This window comes from Kaistia algarum (assembly GCF_026343945.1).
In the GTDB taxonomy this organism is placed as follows: Bacteria; Pseudomonadota; Alphaproteobacteria; order Rhizobiales; family Kaistiaceae; genus Kaistia; species Kaistia algarum.
The window spans coordinates 1,008,778-1,023,535 of the sequence record NZ_JAPKNJ010000002.1; the positions used below are offsets into that span (position 1 = coordinate 1,008,778).

Here is a 14,758-nt window from a genome sequence, read left to right on the forward strand (position 1 = left end):
CCATACATGGGAGCGGATGTTTATTGACGCCGATACTAGCGTTTAACGCCGTCAAACGGGAGAAGAATATCTCGCCATACTTCGGCAGACTTGAGAAATATCAAAACGCGGTGTCCGACCCCTGGGCTTTCATCCAGACCTGATCTTCAGGCGGCCGAAGCATATCAAGAGGCGGAGGACGCCCAGAGGCGCCCCCCGTCATCGTTTTTCAGCGTCGGGACGTGAGATCGGATGCGATCGGGACGAGCCGCAGGAACTCGGCGCGATAGCCGCCTTCATCCTTGCCGCGCGCGCCCATGGCGAGATCGCGGATTGCCTCCCAGCTCATGTCGTCGCCATAGCTGGAGCCCTTGAGCTTCTGGCCGAAGGCGGCGACGGCAGCAGCGAACCGCGCATCGTCATCCGCCTGATCCAGGCTGCCAGCGGCGATCGTCCGCGGGATCGGCGTATCGATCAGACGGCTTTGGTCCGAGCCCGGCAGCTTGTAGCGCAGCTTGAGGAAGCCGAATTCGTCCGACGGGGCGGCTTCTGTCGCCGGAGCCGGCTTCGCCTCCGCATAGCGCAGCGGATCGATCTGCTCGCCGCCCTTGCCTTTCGGCGTGATCTCGTAAAGCGCGGTGACCGTGTGGCCCGCACCGATATCGCCGGCATCGACCTTGTCGTTGTTGAAATCCTCGCGGTTGAGCGCGCGGGTCTCATAGCCGATCAGCCTGTATTCGGAGACGGCAGCCGGGTTGAACTCAAGCTGGAGCTTCACATCCTTGGCGATCATGTCGAGCGTGCCGCCGGCCTCCTCGACCAGCACCTTCCGCGCCTCGGCATAGCTGTCGATATAGCTGGCATTGCCATTGCCGTTCTGCGCCAGCGCCTGCATCAGCGCATCGTCGAGATTGCCGCGGCCAAAGCCGAGCACCGAAAGCGTGATGCCGTCGTCGCGCCGCTTGCGGATGAAATCCTTGAGTTCGTCCGGATCGGAGATGCCGACGTTGAAATCGCCATCGGTCGCCAGGATCACGCGATTGACCGTGCCCTCGACCTTCGACTGTTCGGCGAGGCGGTAGGCAAGCGCAATGCCTTCGGCACCAGCCGTCGAGCCGCCGGCCTGCAAGCCGTCGAGCGCGGAAAGAACCTTCGCCTTGTCGCTCGCCCGGGTCGGTTCGAGCACCACGCCAGCCGAGCCCGCATAGGCGACGATCGCCACCGTATCCTTCGGGCCAAGGCTGTCGACGAGCAGAGCGAAGGCGCGGCGGAGCAGCGGCAGCTTGTTCGGCTCGTCCATGGAGCCGGAGGTATCGACCAGGAAGACGAGGTGCTGCGCCTTCTTCTCGGCCGCCGGCGGCACATAGCCCTTGATACCGATGCGAAGCAGCTCCGTCTTCGCATTCCACGGTGTGGGGAAGACGGCGAGGCTGACGCGGAACGGCACATCGGCAGTTGCCGGCGCGGGATAGGCATAGGGGAAATAATTGATCATCTCCTCGATCCGCACCGCATCCGGCGGCGGCAGCACGCCATCGTCGAGCGAAGCCCGGACATAGGCGTAGGACGCCGTATCGACATCGACCGAGAAGGTCGAGACGGGGTCGGTCGCGACCGATTTCAACGCGGATTCATCGAATTTCTCGAACCGGTCGCCGCTGGGCTCCGCGGCTGCGATGGTCCCACGGCTGCGGGCGGCCAGCACGGCACCGGTCGGCGCCGACGCGGTTTCGCCTGCCGATGCAGTTTCGCTCATCACCATCGCAGGCGGCGGCGGAGCTGGCTGCGCGGCCGCAACGGCCGCGTCGGCGGCTGGCTGGGCTGGCACAGACAAGGGCGGCGGCGTGGCGTCCTGGGCTTCGGCGGCCTGCTTCCTGGCCGGGGTCGGCTTTGCCGGGACTGGTGCCGGCACCGCGCTCGGTGCGCTGACCGGCTGGCGCGCGATTTCCTCACCCGCCGGAAGCTCGGCGACAACCGTTCGCGGCGCGATCGGATGGCCCGAATAGACCTGATAGGCGAGCGGCAGCGCGACGAGCGCCAGTGCGGCGCCGCCCAGCGAAAGACGATGATCCATGATCCGGTTCCCTGTTTCGAGAAGCACGGATCTGAGACGTTCGCCCCAGGAAGATCCTTGGCGAGGCGCTGCGGATTTATTCGCAGCCTGCTCGAAGGCGGCCGTCGCAGCTGCGATCGCCGCAGCTCGCGCGGCCGGATCGGCCCTCGGCGCCCGGAGTCCGGCGAGGGATTTCAGGCGGTCTTCGGCCGGCTCTGTCATCACAGCAGCCCTCTCAATGTCTTCCGCGCCTCATGGACATGCCAGGACACCGTTGCCTCGCGGCATTCGAGGATCACCGCAGCCTCGGCGTGGCTAAGTTCCTCCGCATAGACCAGCAAGACGGCGTCTCGCTGCTTGGGCGGGAGGGCGCGAACTGCCCGCCACAGATCCACCACAGCCACATTCGCCTCCTGATCGCCCGGGTCCTCGTCGGGACTGACCAGCGCATAGGCGCTGGCGTGTCTTGCCGTGCGTGATTGGGCGCGCTGAAGATCGCGAACCGCATTCAGCGTCACCCGGTAGAGCCAGGTCGTGAAGCCGGATCGGGCATCGAAGGAACGGATGGCCTCGCCGAGCTTCAGGCAGACATCCTGCGCAACGTCCTCCGCATCCGGCCGATTGCCGCACCATTTGAACGCGGTCGCGAAGATGAAGCCGTAGTGCGTCTCGACAAGCCCAGCGAAGGCCCGCGCATCGCCGCCGCGCGCACGCTCCAGAAGCGACGACGCGTTCGCCGGGGCCAGCTGAGCGTCTTCAGGTTGAGTGGACCCCGCGGCAAATGTCACGATGGGTGGCTTCCCCGGAACAGATCAGCCCATAAGACGATGGCGGAGCGGCGTTCCTTGGGCGGGGAGCAAACTATTTTTACGGGGCCGATCTCCGGAATGAGCTTGGCCGCAAGCCAAAAGTCAGGATCTCGCGCCATTTGCTGCATTGCACAACGGCGCGTGCATCACAGTATAGCTGATCCGTAAAATCAGAATATCCAGGCAGTCAACAGCCAGATGATGGCGATCCACGCAATGACGCAGGATATAATGACAATCGCCCAGGCCCGGCGCCGATACCCACGGTCGGATAACTCCGAATCGGCGTCATCCCGCACAAATAATCGTGAGAGCAATGGCGCGAGGACTTCCGGCAATCGCTGTTTCCTTGGTTCACCCTAGACCTTCTCGCTCGTTAGCAGATTTTTGACCCTCTTGCATAGCGGCTTCTGCCCGCGGATGCAGGGTTCCGGTCGCGCCGCGTTGTGTCATGCAGCATCAGGAGATCAGCGTGGGGCCGCCCTATTGCAGGGATCAGCGGCTGAACGGGAACGGTGCGCCGGCGACGTTCAGGAAAACGGCATAGACCCGCGTCGTCGCCGTGATGAAGAGGCGGTTGTTGCGCTTGCCGCCGAAGGCGAGGTTGGCGACCACTTCCGGCACCTTGATCTTGCCGATCAGCGTCCCGTCCGGCGCATGGCACTGGACGCCGTCCCAGGCGCTGATCCAGGCATTGCCTTCGACATCGATGCGAAGGCCATCCGGGATGCCGGGATTGATCTCGGCGAAGACGCGGCTGTTGGCAAGCCGATCACGCACGACATCGAACACGCGAACGTGATGCGGCGCCGTCTCGTCGGTGAGGAAGCCGGAATCGGCGATGTAGAGCTTCGTCTCGTCCGGCGAGAACGCCAGTCCGTTCGGCATCGCGAAATCGTCGGCCACGATCGCGAGGTCACCGCTCGCCGGATCGAGGCGGTAGACGTGGCAACCGTCGATTTCCTGGGTGTCCTTTCGCCCGACATAGTCCGAAATGATCCCGTAATTGGGATCGGTGAACCAGATCGAGCCGTCCGACTTCACAACGACATCGTTGGGCGAATTCAGCCGGCGGCCGCGATAGCGGTCGGCGAGTACCGTGATCGAGCCGTCCCATTCGGTGCGGACGACCCGCCGGCCGCCCTGCTCGCAGGTGACGAGACGGCCTTCGCGGTCTCGCGTATTGCCATTGGCGTTGGGCACGGGCGCGCGAAAGAGCGACACATGGCCCGTCTCCTCGTCCCAGCGCAACATGCGCTCATTGGGAATATCGCTCCAGACCAGGCAGCGCAGGTCGGCGAAATAGACCGGCCCCTCGGCCCAGCGATTGCCCTCGTGCAGCGTTTCGAGAAAGGCGACCGGATCGATTAGCGCCTTGAAGCGCGGGTCGAGGATTTCATAGCAGGACATCGGCGTTCCTCCGGATCGGAGGGCGACGCGCCGGCGCCGCCCTCCCCGTTTCAGGGAAGGCGGATCGCGACCGTCTTGACCTGCGTGTAGAGGTCGAGCGCCTGCGCACCAAGCTCGCGGCCCCAGCCCGACTGCTTGAAGCCGCCGAAGGGCAGCGCGCAGTCGTTGAAGTTGTGCGTGTTGATCCAGATCGTGCCAGCCTTGACCTTGGCGGCAAGCTTGTGGGCGAGGCCCAGATCGCGCGTCCAGAGGCTCGCGGCGAGGCCGAAGGCCGTGTCATTGGCATCCCGCGCGATCGCGTCGAGATCGTCCGTATCGAACGGAATGGCACAGACCACCGGCCCGAAGATCTCCTCGCGTATCACCGACATATCCGGCCTGGTCTTGGCGATCACCGTCGGCGTGACGAAGAAGCCGTCCTCGCCGAAGCTCTCGCCGCCGGTGACGATCTCGGCGCCGTCACGGCGACCGTCCTCGATGAAGCCGGTCACTTTGTCGAACTGCTCGCGCGAGATCAGCGGCCCGACCTCCGTCTCCGGATTGAGGCCCGCGCCGATCCGCATGGCAGCCGCGCCGGCCGCGACGCCCTCGACGACGCGATCATAGACCTTCTTGTGCACGAACAGGCGCGATCCGGCCGTGCAGCATTGGCCCATATTGAAGAAGATGGCGCTGGCAGCCCCGGCGATCGCGACATCCAGATCGGCATCCGGCAGCACGATGGTCGGCGACTTGCCGCCGAGTTCGAGGCTGACCTTCTTCAGATTTCCCGTCGCCGCACGCGCGATGAGCTTGCCGACATCGGTGGAGCCGGTGAAGGCGATCTTGTCGACATCGGGATGAGCGGAGAGCGCAGCGCCCGCCGTCTCGCCGAAGCCGGTGATGACGTTGACCACGCCATCGGGGAAACCGACCTCCGCGAAGAGTTCGCCGATGCGGAGCGCGCCGAGCGGCGTCTGCTCGGCCGGCTTCAGGACGACGGTGCAGCCTGCTGCGAGCGCGGGCGCGATCTTCCAGGCGAGCATGGAAAGCGGGAAGTTCCACGGAATGATCTGCGCGGCGACGCCGACCGGCTCGCGCCGCGTATAGCAGTGCCAATCGCCGGGGGCCGAGATCGGGATCTGCTCGCCATTGATCTTTGTCGCCCAGCCGGCAAAGTACCGGAACGTCTCGGCAGTGAACGGTACCTCGCCCTTGCGGGAATCGTTGATCGGCTTGCCGTTCTCCAGCGAGTTGAGCGTCGCCAGTTCGTCCGTGATCGCGTCGATCGCGTCGGCGAGCTTCCACATCAGTTTGGCGCGCTCGGCCGGAAGCATGCGCGACCACGGACCTTCGAAGGCGGCGCGCGCAGCCTTTACCGCCGCGTCGACATCGGCCTTGTCAGCCTCGGCGACATGGGCCACGACGCGGGCGCTGGACGGATCGATCACCTCGGTCGTCTTGCCGGAGAGGGCCGGCACCCATTGCCCACCGATCAGAAGCTTCTTCGGCGCGGCAACGAAGGCGGCGGCAGGGCCCACAAGCTTCGGCGCAGCATGAATATGGACGTTCATAGGGGGATCCTCCCGGAATGGTCTTGAAGATCAGCGCTGGACGAAGGGGCTCGGGACCGAGTTCATCGTGTCGATCCAGACGCTCTTCTCCTGCAGATATTCGCGAATGGCCGACATGCCGTTCTCACGACCGATGCCGGAACGCTTGTAGCCGCCGAAGGGCGAGAGATAGCTGGTGGCGCGATACATGTTGACCCAGACGCTGCCGGTCTGCAGCCGATCCGGCATCCGCAGCGCGCGGCCGAGATCCTGGGTCCAGAGGCCGGAGGCGAGGCCGTAGATGCTGTCATTGGCGATCGCGACCGCCTCGTCTTCATCCTCGAAGGGAATGACGGAGAGCACCGGCCCGAAGACTTCCTCCTGGGCAATCCGCATCGACGACGCGACGCCGCCAAAGATCGTGGGCTCGACGAACCAGCCGGGAGCCAGCGCCGGATCCTCCGGGACCTTGCCGCCGAGAAGGCATTCGGCGCCCTCTCCCTTGGCGATGTCGATATAGTCGAGCACCTTCTGGCGCTGCGGCAGCGTCGTGATCGGGCCGACCTGGGTCTCCGGATCGAGCGGATCGCCGATCCTGGCGGTCTTCGCAAAGGCAACCAGTTTCTCGACCACCTCGTCCAGCACCGAACGCTGTACCAGCGCGCGCGAACCGGCGATGCAGGTCTGGCCCGAGGCCGCGAAGATGCCCGACACCAGGCCGGGAATGGCTGATTCCATTCGCGCGTCGGCGAAGACGATATTGGCCGACTTGCCGCCGAGCTCGAGCGTGACCTTCTTCAGCTCCGATGCAGCCGCCTGATAGACCCGCTGGCCGGTGGCATCGCCGCCGGTGAAAGCGATCTTGGCGACCTTGGGATGCCTGACCAGGCGATCGCCGATCTCGTGACCGAAGCCCGTGACGATGTTGACGACGCCCGGCGGAAAGCCTGCCTCCTCGAACAACTTGCCGAAGGCAAGCGCCGAGACAGAGGAGAATTCCGACGGCTTCCAGACGATCGTGTTGCCGGCGGCAAGGGCCGGCGCCAGCTTCCAGGCCGCCAGCATCAGCGGCGAGTTCCAAGGCGTGATGGCGACGACGACGCCGAGCGGTTCCTCACGCGTGAAATTGAACACGCCGGGCTTGTCGATCGGGATGACGCGGCCTTCAATCTTGTCGGCCAGCCCACCGAAATAGTGAAACCACTGCGGCATGTAGTTGAGCTGCATGCGCATTTCGTTGATCAGCTTGCCGTTGTCCCGCGTCTCCAGGACGGCGAGCGTCTCGGCGGCCGCGGCAAGTCGATCGGCGAAGCGGCGAAGCAGATGGCCGCGGGCGGTAGCGGTCATCCGCCGCCATTCGCCCCGGAACGCATCGGATGCCGCCTCGACGGCGGCATCCACGTCGGCCGTCCCCGCGCGCGGAACCTCGGCCCAGGGCTCCCCAGTATAGGGGTCAAACGACTCGAAAATGTCTCCACTCTCGGCCTGGGTCCAGCGGCCGCCGATCAGCATGTCATGCTTCACGACGGGGACGGGCATGCGGATGGTCATGCCCCGACTTCCTGGAACGCCTCGCGGGCGATGCGGAAGGAATCGACACCGGCCGGCACGCCGGCATAGATCGCGACCTGCAGGAAGACCTCGCGGATCTCGTCCTTGGTGACGCCGTTCTTGAGCGCGCCCTTCACATGCATCTTGAGCTCATGCGGCCGGTTCAGCGCGCTGATCATGGCGAGGTTCAGCATCGAGCGCGTCTTCTTGTCGAGCGTCTCGCGGCCCCAGACGGCGCCCCAGCAATACTCGGTGACGAGTTCCTGCATCGGCCGGTTGAAGTCGTCAGCGGCGGCGAAGGACTTCTCGACGAACTCGGCGCCGAGGACCGACTTGCGGATTTCGAGACCCTTGTCGAAGGTCGGATTGGTCATGGGAGGTCTGCCTTTCTGGGAGGAGCGGGAGGTTCTAGAGACCGGGCGTCGGCCGGTACTTGCGGCCGCGGGCGATCACTTTCGCGAGCGAGCCGTCGATCAGGTAGCTCTGCGTCGCCTTGGAATCGTAGGCGACGTTCTCCTGGCCGGGATAGCCGATGAGTTCGCGCACGCGCGGGTTCATGTAATAGGTCGCGAGCACGATGGTCGTCACAGCACTGAAAGCCGGACCGTCGCCGACATTCAGCTTTTCGAGCGCCTGCTCAACGCCTTCGGATGTATCCACCGAGACGCCGCGCTCGAAGCCTTCCTTGAGGTCGATGCGGAAATCGAGGGATTTCAGCGCATCCTCATAGGAGCAGACATCGCTGAAGCGCGGCATACGCCCATAGGATGGGATGAGGAAATCGGCGAGTTCGAGGAACCGCCCGCTCGTTTCGGTCGCGTTCATCAGGCCACCTTCTGGTTGCGGCGTTCGGCGATCAGGCGCCGCGTATTGCGCAGCGCCACTGCCATGATCGTGGCCGTCGGATTGGTCGCGCCGGAGGTCGGGAAGGTCGAGGCGTCGAAGACATAGAGATTGGGGATGTCGTGCGTGGCGCCCCAGGGATCGACGACCGACTTCTTCGGGTCGGCGCCCATCACCGTCGTGCCGATCAGGTGCCAGCCGGATTCGCGCACCGGCGTCGAAACGAGCGTCTCGATCGCGCCGGCGGCCTTCACGGATTCAAGGCAGCGATCGATGTTGAACTGCAGCAGGCGGTTCGAGTTCTCGTTGACCTTGTAGATGATCTGTGGTGCCGGCAGGCCGTCGGAGTCGACGAGATCCTTGGACAGCACCACCTGGTTCGACTCTTCGGGCAGATCTTCGCCGACGATGCCCCAGATCAGCGAATGGCCGAAGCGACGGTCAACGTTCTGGTGCAGGTTCTCGCCCCAGAAATCCTGGAAGCGCCCCTCCTCCGCGACATAGACCTTGGAACCGATCGCGCCCGAGACGCCGACGGGACCGCCGGACGGCATGCAGTTCCATTTCGAGCCGCGCACGAAGCCACGGCTCTCGTCGGTCTCGTAGAACTCGAGCGAATAGACCTGCTGGCCGAAGGGGCCGCGCCAGCTGTCGAGCGGATCCTCATAGGAGGCGAGCACCGAGGCGAAGGGGTGCATCATCAGCCGCTTGCCGACGAGGCCCGAGGAATTGGCGAGCCCGTCCGGATGGCGGCTGCCTCCGGACATGAGCAGGAGGCGGGGCGTCCCGACGCCGTTGGCGCAGAGGATCACGACCTTCGCCCGCTGGCGGCGATCGCGGCCGTTGGCGTCGACATAGACGACCCCGGTCGCAAGGCCGTTGGCGTCGACCTCGACCTCCTTGACGCGCGCTTCGGTCACGAGGCGAGCACCGGCCTTCAGCGCCAGCGGCCAATGCGAGCGATCGGTGGTCGATTTGGCGCCTTCCGGACAGCCGGTCAGGCAGGTGCCGCGGCGGACGCAGGGATTGAGCTCGCCGAACTTTTCCGACGGGATCGCATTGCTGCCGGGCCACCAGTGCCAGCCCATCCGCTCCATGCCGAGCGCACCGCGACGGCCGACGGATCCCATGGGTAGAGCCGGAAACGGATAGGGTCCGCGCGGCGGGAAGGCCGGATCGCCGGAAAGGCCGGAAACGCCGACCTCGCGCTCGATCTCGAGCTGGAACGGCAGCAGATCCTCATAGGAGAACGGCCAGTCTTCGCCGACGCCGTCCATCGAATAAACGCGGAAATCCGACGGCAGGAAATGCATCCACTGCGCGCCGTAGAGCGTGGCGCTGCCGCCGACGCCGGCGAACATCAACGGGTTGATGTCGGTGGTTGACGTGTCGACGGGATAGTCGCGCGGATTGTCGCGAACATTCGGGTTCGGATGCCAGAGCTTGGTCGAGACCAGTTCGTGCTCCGGCCGGGCGCCGGTATAATCCGCATAGTCCGGCCAGTTGCCCTGCTCCAGCACGACGACGGAGAATCCGGCGCGGGCCAGATGCAGCGCCGCGACGGAGCCCGACGGCCCGGCGCCGACGATGACGACGTCCACCTCTTCGTCGCGCCTTGGCCGCGCCCCACGCGCTCCGATGTCCTCGACCGTCATGAATTCCTCCGTAATGCCTTGTCCTGCCTTGAAAAATCAGATCAGGCGGGTTCGGTAGAAAGCGGCAGCGCCGACGATAATGACGCCCTTGATGATGAACTGGGCCTCCACGGGAAAGCCGAGCAGGATAACGAGATTGTTGATGACGATGAGCACCGCGACGCCCATCAAGGCGCCGAAGACGCTGCCACGCCCACCGGAGAGCGCAACGCCGCCCATCACGGCCGCCACGATCGAGTCGAGCTCATAGCCCTGTCCGACCCAGTTGGAGACCGTGCCGACATATCCGAGCAGGAACAGCCCGCCGATACCGGCGCAGACGCTGCAGATCACGTAGCAGAGGATGGTGACGGCGTCGGGCGAAAGGCCGTTCAGGCGGGCGGCGCGGGGATTGGCGCCGACCATGTAGATCTCCCGGCCAAGCCGCATCCGATGCAGCAGGAAACCGAGGAAAGCCGCCATCACGGCCAACGTCCAAAGATTGATCGGGAGACCGAGGACACGCCCGTTGGCGAGCCAGGCCATGCCCGGCGGCAAGGTCGAGATCGGCGCTCCGCCCGTATAGGCGAAACGGGCGCCCTGCAGGATGATCATCATGGCGAGCGTCGCCAGGAACGGACTGACGCCCCGTTTCGTGACCAGCCAGCCATTGACGAAACCGACCACGGCCGAAAGCACGATCGCGGCGACGAAGATGAGCGGGATGACGGAATCGCTAGTCGCGCGGAAGGCGGTGGCGAGCACGGCGACCGTCGCCATCAGCGATGCGACGGAAAGGTCGAGCCCGCGAACCAGGATGACGAAGGTCTGCCCGAGCACGACCATGCCGAGGGGAGCGGCCAGCGTCAGAAGATTGAGCAGGTTGGCCGGCACCAGGAAGGTGGGCGAGGCGATCGCTGCGACCACGAGGAGCAGGATCAGGAACAATCCGAGCCCGAAGCGCTCCGACAGCGCAGCCAGCGAATAATGGGAGACCCGGGCGCGGGCCGGCTTCTCGGCGAGCGTCATGATCACTCCCGGCGTGTTTTGTGGAGGCCGACGGCGGCGATGATGATCACGCCCTGGACGACCCATTGGTAGAAGGACGAGACGCCGCTGAAGTTCAGCATGCTGTTCAGCATGGAGACCAGCAGGACCCCGAGGAAGGTGCCCAGCACGCCGCCGCGGCCGCCGATGAGAATCGTCCCGCCGACGACGACCGGCGTGATCGATTGCAGCGTCAGCGTCTGGCCGATGCGCGGATCGCCAACGCCGGTGCGGGCGACGAGGAAGATCGCGGCGATGCCGGCACAAAGGCCCGACAGCGCATAGACGAGGATGGTCACGCGCGAGACCGCGACGCCGTTCAGTCGCGCCGCCTCGTGACTGCCGCCGACGAAATAGAGGCTGCGGCCGGACCTTGTGCGCTGCAGCCAGAGGCCGGCCAGCGCGAAGATGACGACGAGCGCCAGCGCCGTATAGGGAATGCCGGCGATATCGCCATAGGCGAGTTCCTCGAACACGGCCGGAACCGAACCACCCGGCTCCTTGCGGTACATCAGCGTCGCGCCGAAGATCACGGACGACGTGCCCAGCGTCACGATGAGCGGATGGACGCGCAGCGTCACGGTGAGGATGCCGTTCAGCGCACCGATCGCGGTCGAGCCGACAAGCGCGATGGCGATCGCCGGCACGATCCAGTCCGGCTGCCATTGCAGGAAATTGGCGAGGAACACCGTCACCGCGCCGACCAGGGCGCCGATGGCGAGATCGATGCCGCCGATCAGGATGACGAATGTCTGGCCGAGGCTGGCGACGCCGAGCACGACCATCTGCTGGAAGAGATTGCCAAAATTGCGCCAGGTCAGGAAGCGGTCCGAGAGCGCGCCGCCGGTCACCACCAGGATCGCGAGCAGGACGAGCACGATCAGATAGGACGGCAGCATCCGGTGACGCTGGAAGACGCCTGCGATGGCGGTCATTGCAGTTTCCCCTCCCCGGCCGGCCCGCCGGATCCAAGGCTCACGACGGCGAGCTTCATGATCGACTCCTCCCCGATCGCCGCGCCCGCGAGTTCGCCCGCGACGCGGCCCTGCGCCATGACGACGACGCGATCGGCGAGGCCGACGACCTCGGGCAGTTCGGAGCTGATCATCAGCACGGCGATGCCCTGGTCAGCCAGATGGCGGATCATGCGGTAGATCTCGACCTTGGCACCGACATCGACGCCGCGGGTCGGTTCGTCGAGAATGAGCAGACGGTCGGCGATCCGGGACCAGCGGCTGAACAGCACCTTCTGCTGATTGCCGCCCGAGAGATTGCCGACCTTCACGTCCTGCGACGGCGTCGCGACGCCGAAGGCCTGGATCTGCTTTTCTGCGATCTCGCGCTCGCGGCTGCGCTTGATCATGCCGCCGCTCGACACGGTACCCAGCGAAGGCGCGAGGATGTTCGCGGCGATCGACAGGCCGAGGAAGAGCCCCTCTTCCTTGCGGTTCTCCGTCAGGAAGCCGACACCGCGGCCGATCGCTTCCTTCGGCGTATGCTCTGCCAGTGCCTTGCCGTCGACCTTGATCGTGCCGGCATCGACGTCGCGATATCCGAAGACGGCCTCGGCGACCTCGGTACGGCCGGAGCCGACCATGCCGGCGAGCGCGACGATCTCACCAGCCCGGACCTCGAGGCTTGCATCGTGCAGGCGATTTCCCGCGGCCAGCTTCTCGATCGAAAGCACGACCGGCTTGTCGGTGGCTACGGCCGGCTTCGGCGGGAAGATCTGCTCCAGTTGCCGGCCGACCATCATGGTGATCATCGTGTCGCGGGTTAGGTCCTTGACCGCGTTGACGCCGGCGATCTGTCCGTCCTTCAGCACCGTCACGCGATCGGCAATCTCGAAGATCTCTTCGAGGCGGTGCGAAATATAGACGATACCGAGACCCTCGGAGCGCAGTCGCCGCATGTTCTCGAAGAGCAGGTCGACCTCGCGGCCGGAAATCACGGCGGTGGGCTCGTCGAAGACGATGAGCTTGACGTCGCCTGTGAGGGCCTTGGCGATCTCGACCATCTGCTGGTCGGCCAGCGACAATTGGTCGATATGGGCGCGGGCGGGAATGTCGACGCCAAGACGCGCCAGGATGGCCTCCGCCTTGCGGATCGCCGCCGAGCGCGACAGGAGGCCGAAGAGGCCACGGGGTTGCGCGCCAATGAGAATGTTCTCGGCCACCGTCAGCTCGGGAAAGAGCGCCAGTTCCTGGTGGATGATGTGGATGCCGGCTTCCTGCGCCTCGCGCGGCGAACGCCAGGAGACGGGCTTGCCCAGATATTCGATCGTCCCGGCATTGGGCTTGACGGCGCCACCGATGATGCGAGTAAGCGTCGACTTGCCGGCTCCATTCTCGCCGAGCAACGCGTGAATCTCGCCGGGCAGAACGGTGAAATCGACCCGGTCCAGCGGCTTGACGCCGGGATAGACCTTTTCGATCGCGTGCAGACTGATGATGGGAACCGACATGTAAGACGTCTCGAACGTGGCGTTAAGCCGGACCGGCGCGGGGCATTCCACCCCGCGCCGTCGCTTTCTGCGAGCCGTTACTTCGGATAGTCGGGATTGAAGGTGCTCGGATTGTAGCCGGCCGGCAAGCCGTTGCTCGGCGAGAGGTCGCCCGGATCATCCATGCTGACATGATCGAGCAGGTATCGGTCCGCCTTGACCGAAGCCGTATCGGCGCCGGGCGACATGACAATCTGCATGTTCACCTCGACCTTGTCGGGCACGGATATGCCGTTCAGGACGTTGAGCGCGGTCTCGACGCCCGTGATGCCCATCGAGGTCGGATAGTCGATGCCCACCATCGGGATCTCGTATTGCGAGGCGAGCTGGTACATCCGCGCAATGTCACCGCCGGTGATCGGCGGGAACTCGCCCTTCTTGTAGCCCGCGTCGATGAAGGCCTCGATCGCGCCAGAGCCCTGCAGGGCGCTGTCGGCGAGCACGCCGTCGATCTGCTTGCCATATTTCTGGATGAGCGCCGCCATGACCGACTTGCCCGTCGCCGGGTTCCAGTCGGTGTACTGCATGTCCAGCACCTTGATGCCGGGATACTTGGCGAACACTTCCTTGTTGGTGCGGATGCGGATTTCCGCGGGGCTGGCGCCCGCGATGCCCGGAAGCATCACGATATTGCCCTTGCCGTGAAGATATTCGGCCAGCCACTGCGCCTCGATGCGGCCGACGGCCGAGTCGGAAGCGGTCACGAAGGTGATGTAGTTCTCAGGCGACGTCACCTTGCGGTCGACCATCACGACTGGGATGCCCTGCTTCATCGCGCGGCCGACGACCTGATCGAGCGCGTCCTCCGTGGCAGGAGCAATCAGCAGGAGGTCGACGCCCTGGCTGATCAGGTCCTGAATGTCGGCGATCTGCTTGGCTGGATCGTCATTCGCATCGGTGACGATGAACTTCTTGATCTGGTCCTTGTGCTGGCCGGCCGACCAGAGCACGCCGTGCTGGAAGGCGACACGCCAGGCATTGGAGATCGACGCGTTGGAGAAGCCGATCACATAGGGACCGTCTTTCTTCCACTTGGAAGTATCGACCATGTTGTTGAAGCCGGGGTTCCACAGCCAGGTGCGCGGAACACCGTAATATCCCGGCTTTTCAGGCTTCGCGGCCGCGGCGGCCGGAGCCGTATCGTCGGCCATCGCAGGGGCGAGGCTCGCCGCGCCCAAAAGGGCGGAAAGCGCGAGCGGTCCAACCCATCGCATGCCACGGCCGAACGCAGCCACGCGCCGATTGCGCGAATTCTTCATGTTCTCTCCTCCGAAGGTTCTGTTTTTATACGGGCCCCGACTTAATAAGCGTTCGGTCCTCCGGCCCTGACACAGTCTCTGCAACTATAAGTCGTCTACGACTCCCCGATGGGCGTCTCAATTCAATCGACTATGCAG

Annotated in this window: 12 protein-coding genes; all 12 read right to left on the bottom strand. The window is 64.8% G+C overall.

The window, feature by feature from the left end:
• Positions 1–208: 208 nt before the first annotated feature.
• The 12 genes from OSH05_RS17950 to OSH05_RS18005 all read right to left on the bottom strand — a co-directional run bounded on the left by OSH05_RS17950 (position 209) and on the right by OSH05_RS18005 (position 14,620).
• Positions 209–2,053, bottom strand: a complete 1,845-nt coding sequence (locus OSH05_RS17950) for a VWA domain-containing protein (protein WP_323181466.1) — start codon at positions 2,051–2,053, stop codon at positions 209–211.
• 200 nt (positions 2,054–2,253) lie between these two features.
• Positions 2,254–2,820 (bottom strand): RNA polymerase sigma factor, encoded by a 567-nt coding sequence (locus tag OSH05_RS17955; RefSeq protein ID WP_266352719.1) that lies wholly within the window; start codon positions 2,818–2,820, stop codon positions 2,254–2,256.
• 516 nt (positions 2,821–3,336) lie between these two features.
• The gene (locus tag OSH05_RS17960) at positions 3,337–4,251 is read right to left on the bottom strand and encodes an SMP-30/gluconolactonase/LRE family protein (RefSeq protein WP_104220371.1); all 915 of its coding nucleotides are present in this window, start codon (positions 4,249–4,251) and stop codon (positions 3,337–3,339) included.
• A 50-nt stretch (positions 4,252–4,301) separates the two neighbouring features.
• Positions 4,302–5,804: an aldehyde dehydrogenase family protein gene (locus OSH05_RS17965; RefSeq protein ID WP_104220370.1), complete on the bottom strand. Its 1,503-nt coding sequence runs from the start codon at positions 5,802–5,804 to the stop codon at positions 4,302–4,304.
• 30 nt (positions 5,805–5,834) lie between these two features.
• The gene (locus tag OSH05_RS17970; protein WP_407660406.1) at positions 5,835–7,334 is read right to left on the bottom strand and encodes an aldehyde dehydrogenase; all 1,500 of its coding nucleotides are present in this window, start codon (positions 7,332–7,334) and stop codon (positions 5,835–5,837) included.
• Complete coding sequence (locus OSH05_RS17975; RefSeq protein ID WP_104220369.1) at positions 7,331–7,708, bottom strand: carboxymuconolactone decarboxylase family protein; 378 nt, start codon at positions 7,706–7,708, stop codon at positions 7,331–7,333. Before OSH05_RS17975 ends, OSH05_RS17970 begins: the two co-directional genes overlap by 4 nt.
• Before the next feature lie 34 nt (positions 7,709–7,742).
• A complete protein-coding gene (locus OSH05_RS17980; protein WP_104220368.1) occupies positions 7,743–8,159 on the bottom strand; it encodes a hypothetical protein in 417 nt (138 codons plus the stop codon).
• Positions 8,159–9,832 (bottom strand): GMC family oxidoreductase, encoded by a 1,674-nt coding sequence (locus OSH05_RS17985; protein ID WP_104220367.1) that lies wholly within the window; start codon positions 9,830–9,832, stop codon positions 8,159–8,161. Before OSH05_RS17985 ends, OSH05_RS17980 begins: the two co-directional genes overlap by 1 nt.
• 36 nt (positions 9,833–9,868) lie before the next feature.
• On the bottom strand, positions 9,869–10,840 hold the full coding sequence (locus OSH05_RS17990) for an ABC transporter permease (protein WP_104220366.1): 972 nt from the start codon (positions 10,838–10,840) through the stop codon (positions 9,869–9,871).
• Between the two features lie 2 nt (positions 10,841–10,842).
• Complete coding sequence (locus OSH05_RS17995; RefSeq protein ID WP_104220365.1) at positions 10,843–11,793, bottom strand: ABC transporter permease; 951 nt, start codon at positions 11,791–11,793, stop codon at positions 10,843–10,845.
• Positions 11,790–13,322 carry a sugar ABC transporter ATP-binding protein gene (locus tag OSH05_RS18000; RefSeq protein WP_104220364.1) on the bottom strand — a complete coding sequence of 511 codons (1,533 nt, stop codon included), beginning with the start codon at positions 13,320–13,322 and terminating at the stop codon, positions 11,790–11,792. Before OSH05_RS18000 ends, OSH05_RS17995 begins: the two co-directional genes overlap by 4 nt.
• A 77-nt stretch (positions 13,323–13,399) precedes the next feature.
• Positions 13,400–14,620 (bottom strand): substrate-binding domain-containing protein, encoded by a 1,221-nt coding sequence (locus OSH05_RS18005; protein ID WP_104220363.1) that lies wholly within the window; start codon positions 14,618–14,620, stop codon positions 13,400–13,402.
• Between the last annotated feature and the right edge of the window lie 138 nt (positions 14,621–14,758).

Bases quoted from the DNA above. Each gene is read 5' to 3' on its own strand.
- OSH05_RS17985 (WP_104220367.1), bottom strand. From the start codon at position 9,832: ATGACGGTCGAGGACATCGGAGCGCGTGGGGCGCGGCCAAGGCGCGAC.
- OSH05_RS18000 (WP_104220364.1), bottom strand. From the start codon at position 13,322: ATGTCGGTTCCCATCATCAGTCTGCACGCGATCGAAAAGGTCTATCCC.
- OSH05_RS18005 (WP_104220363.1), bottom strand. From the start codon at position 14,620: ATGAAGAATTCGCGCAATCGGCGCGTGGCTGCGTTCGGCCGTGGCATG.
- OSH05_RS17990 (WP_104220366.1), bottom strand. From the start codon at position 10,840: ATGACGCTCGCCGAGAAGCCGGCCCGCGCCCGGGTCTCCCATTATTCG.
- OSH05_RS17965 (WP_104220370.1), bottom strand. From the start codon at position 5,804: ATGAACGTCCATATTCATGCTGCGCCGAAGCTTGTGGGCCCTGCCGCC.
- OSH05_RS17950 (WP_323181466.1), bottom strand. From the start codon at position 2,053: ATGGATCATCGTCTTTCGCTGGGCGGCGCCGCACTGGCGCTCGTCGCG.
- OSH05_RS17975 (WP_104220369.1), bottom strand. From the start codon at position 7,708: ATGACCAATCCGACCTTCGACAAGGGTCTCGAAATCCGCAAGTCGGTC.
- OSH05_RS17960 (WP_104220371.1), bottom strand. From the start codon at position 4,251: ATGTCCTGCTATGAAATCCTCGACCCGCGCTTCAAGGCGCTAATCGAT.
- OSH05_RS17995 (WP_104220365.1), bottom strand. From the start codon at position 11,793: ATGACCGCCATCGCAGGCGTCTTCCAGCGTCACCGGATGCTGCCGTCC.
- OSH05_RS17970 (WP_407660406.1), bottom strand. From the start codon at position 7,334: ATGACCATCCGCATGCCCGTCCCCGTCGTGAAGCATGACATGCTGATC.
- OSH05_RS17980 (WP_104220368.1), bottom strand. From the start codon at position 8,159: ATGAACGCGACCGAAACGAGCGGGCGGTTCCTCGAACTCGCCGATTTC.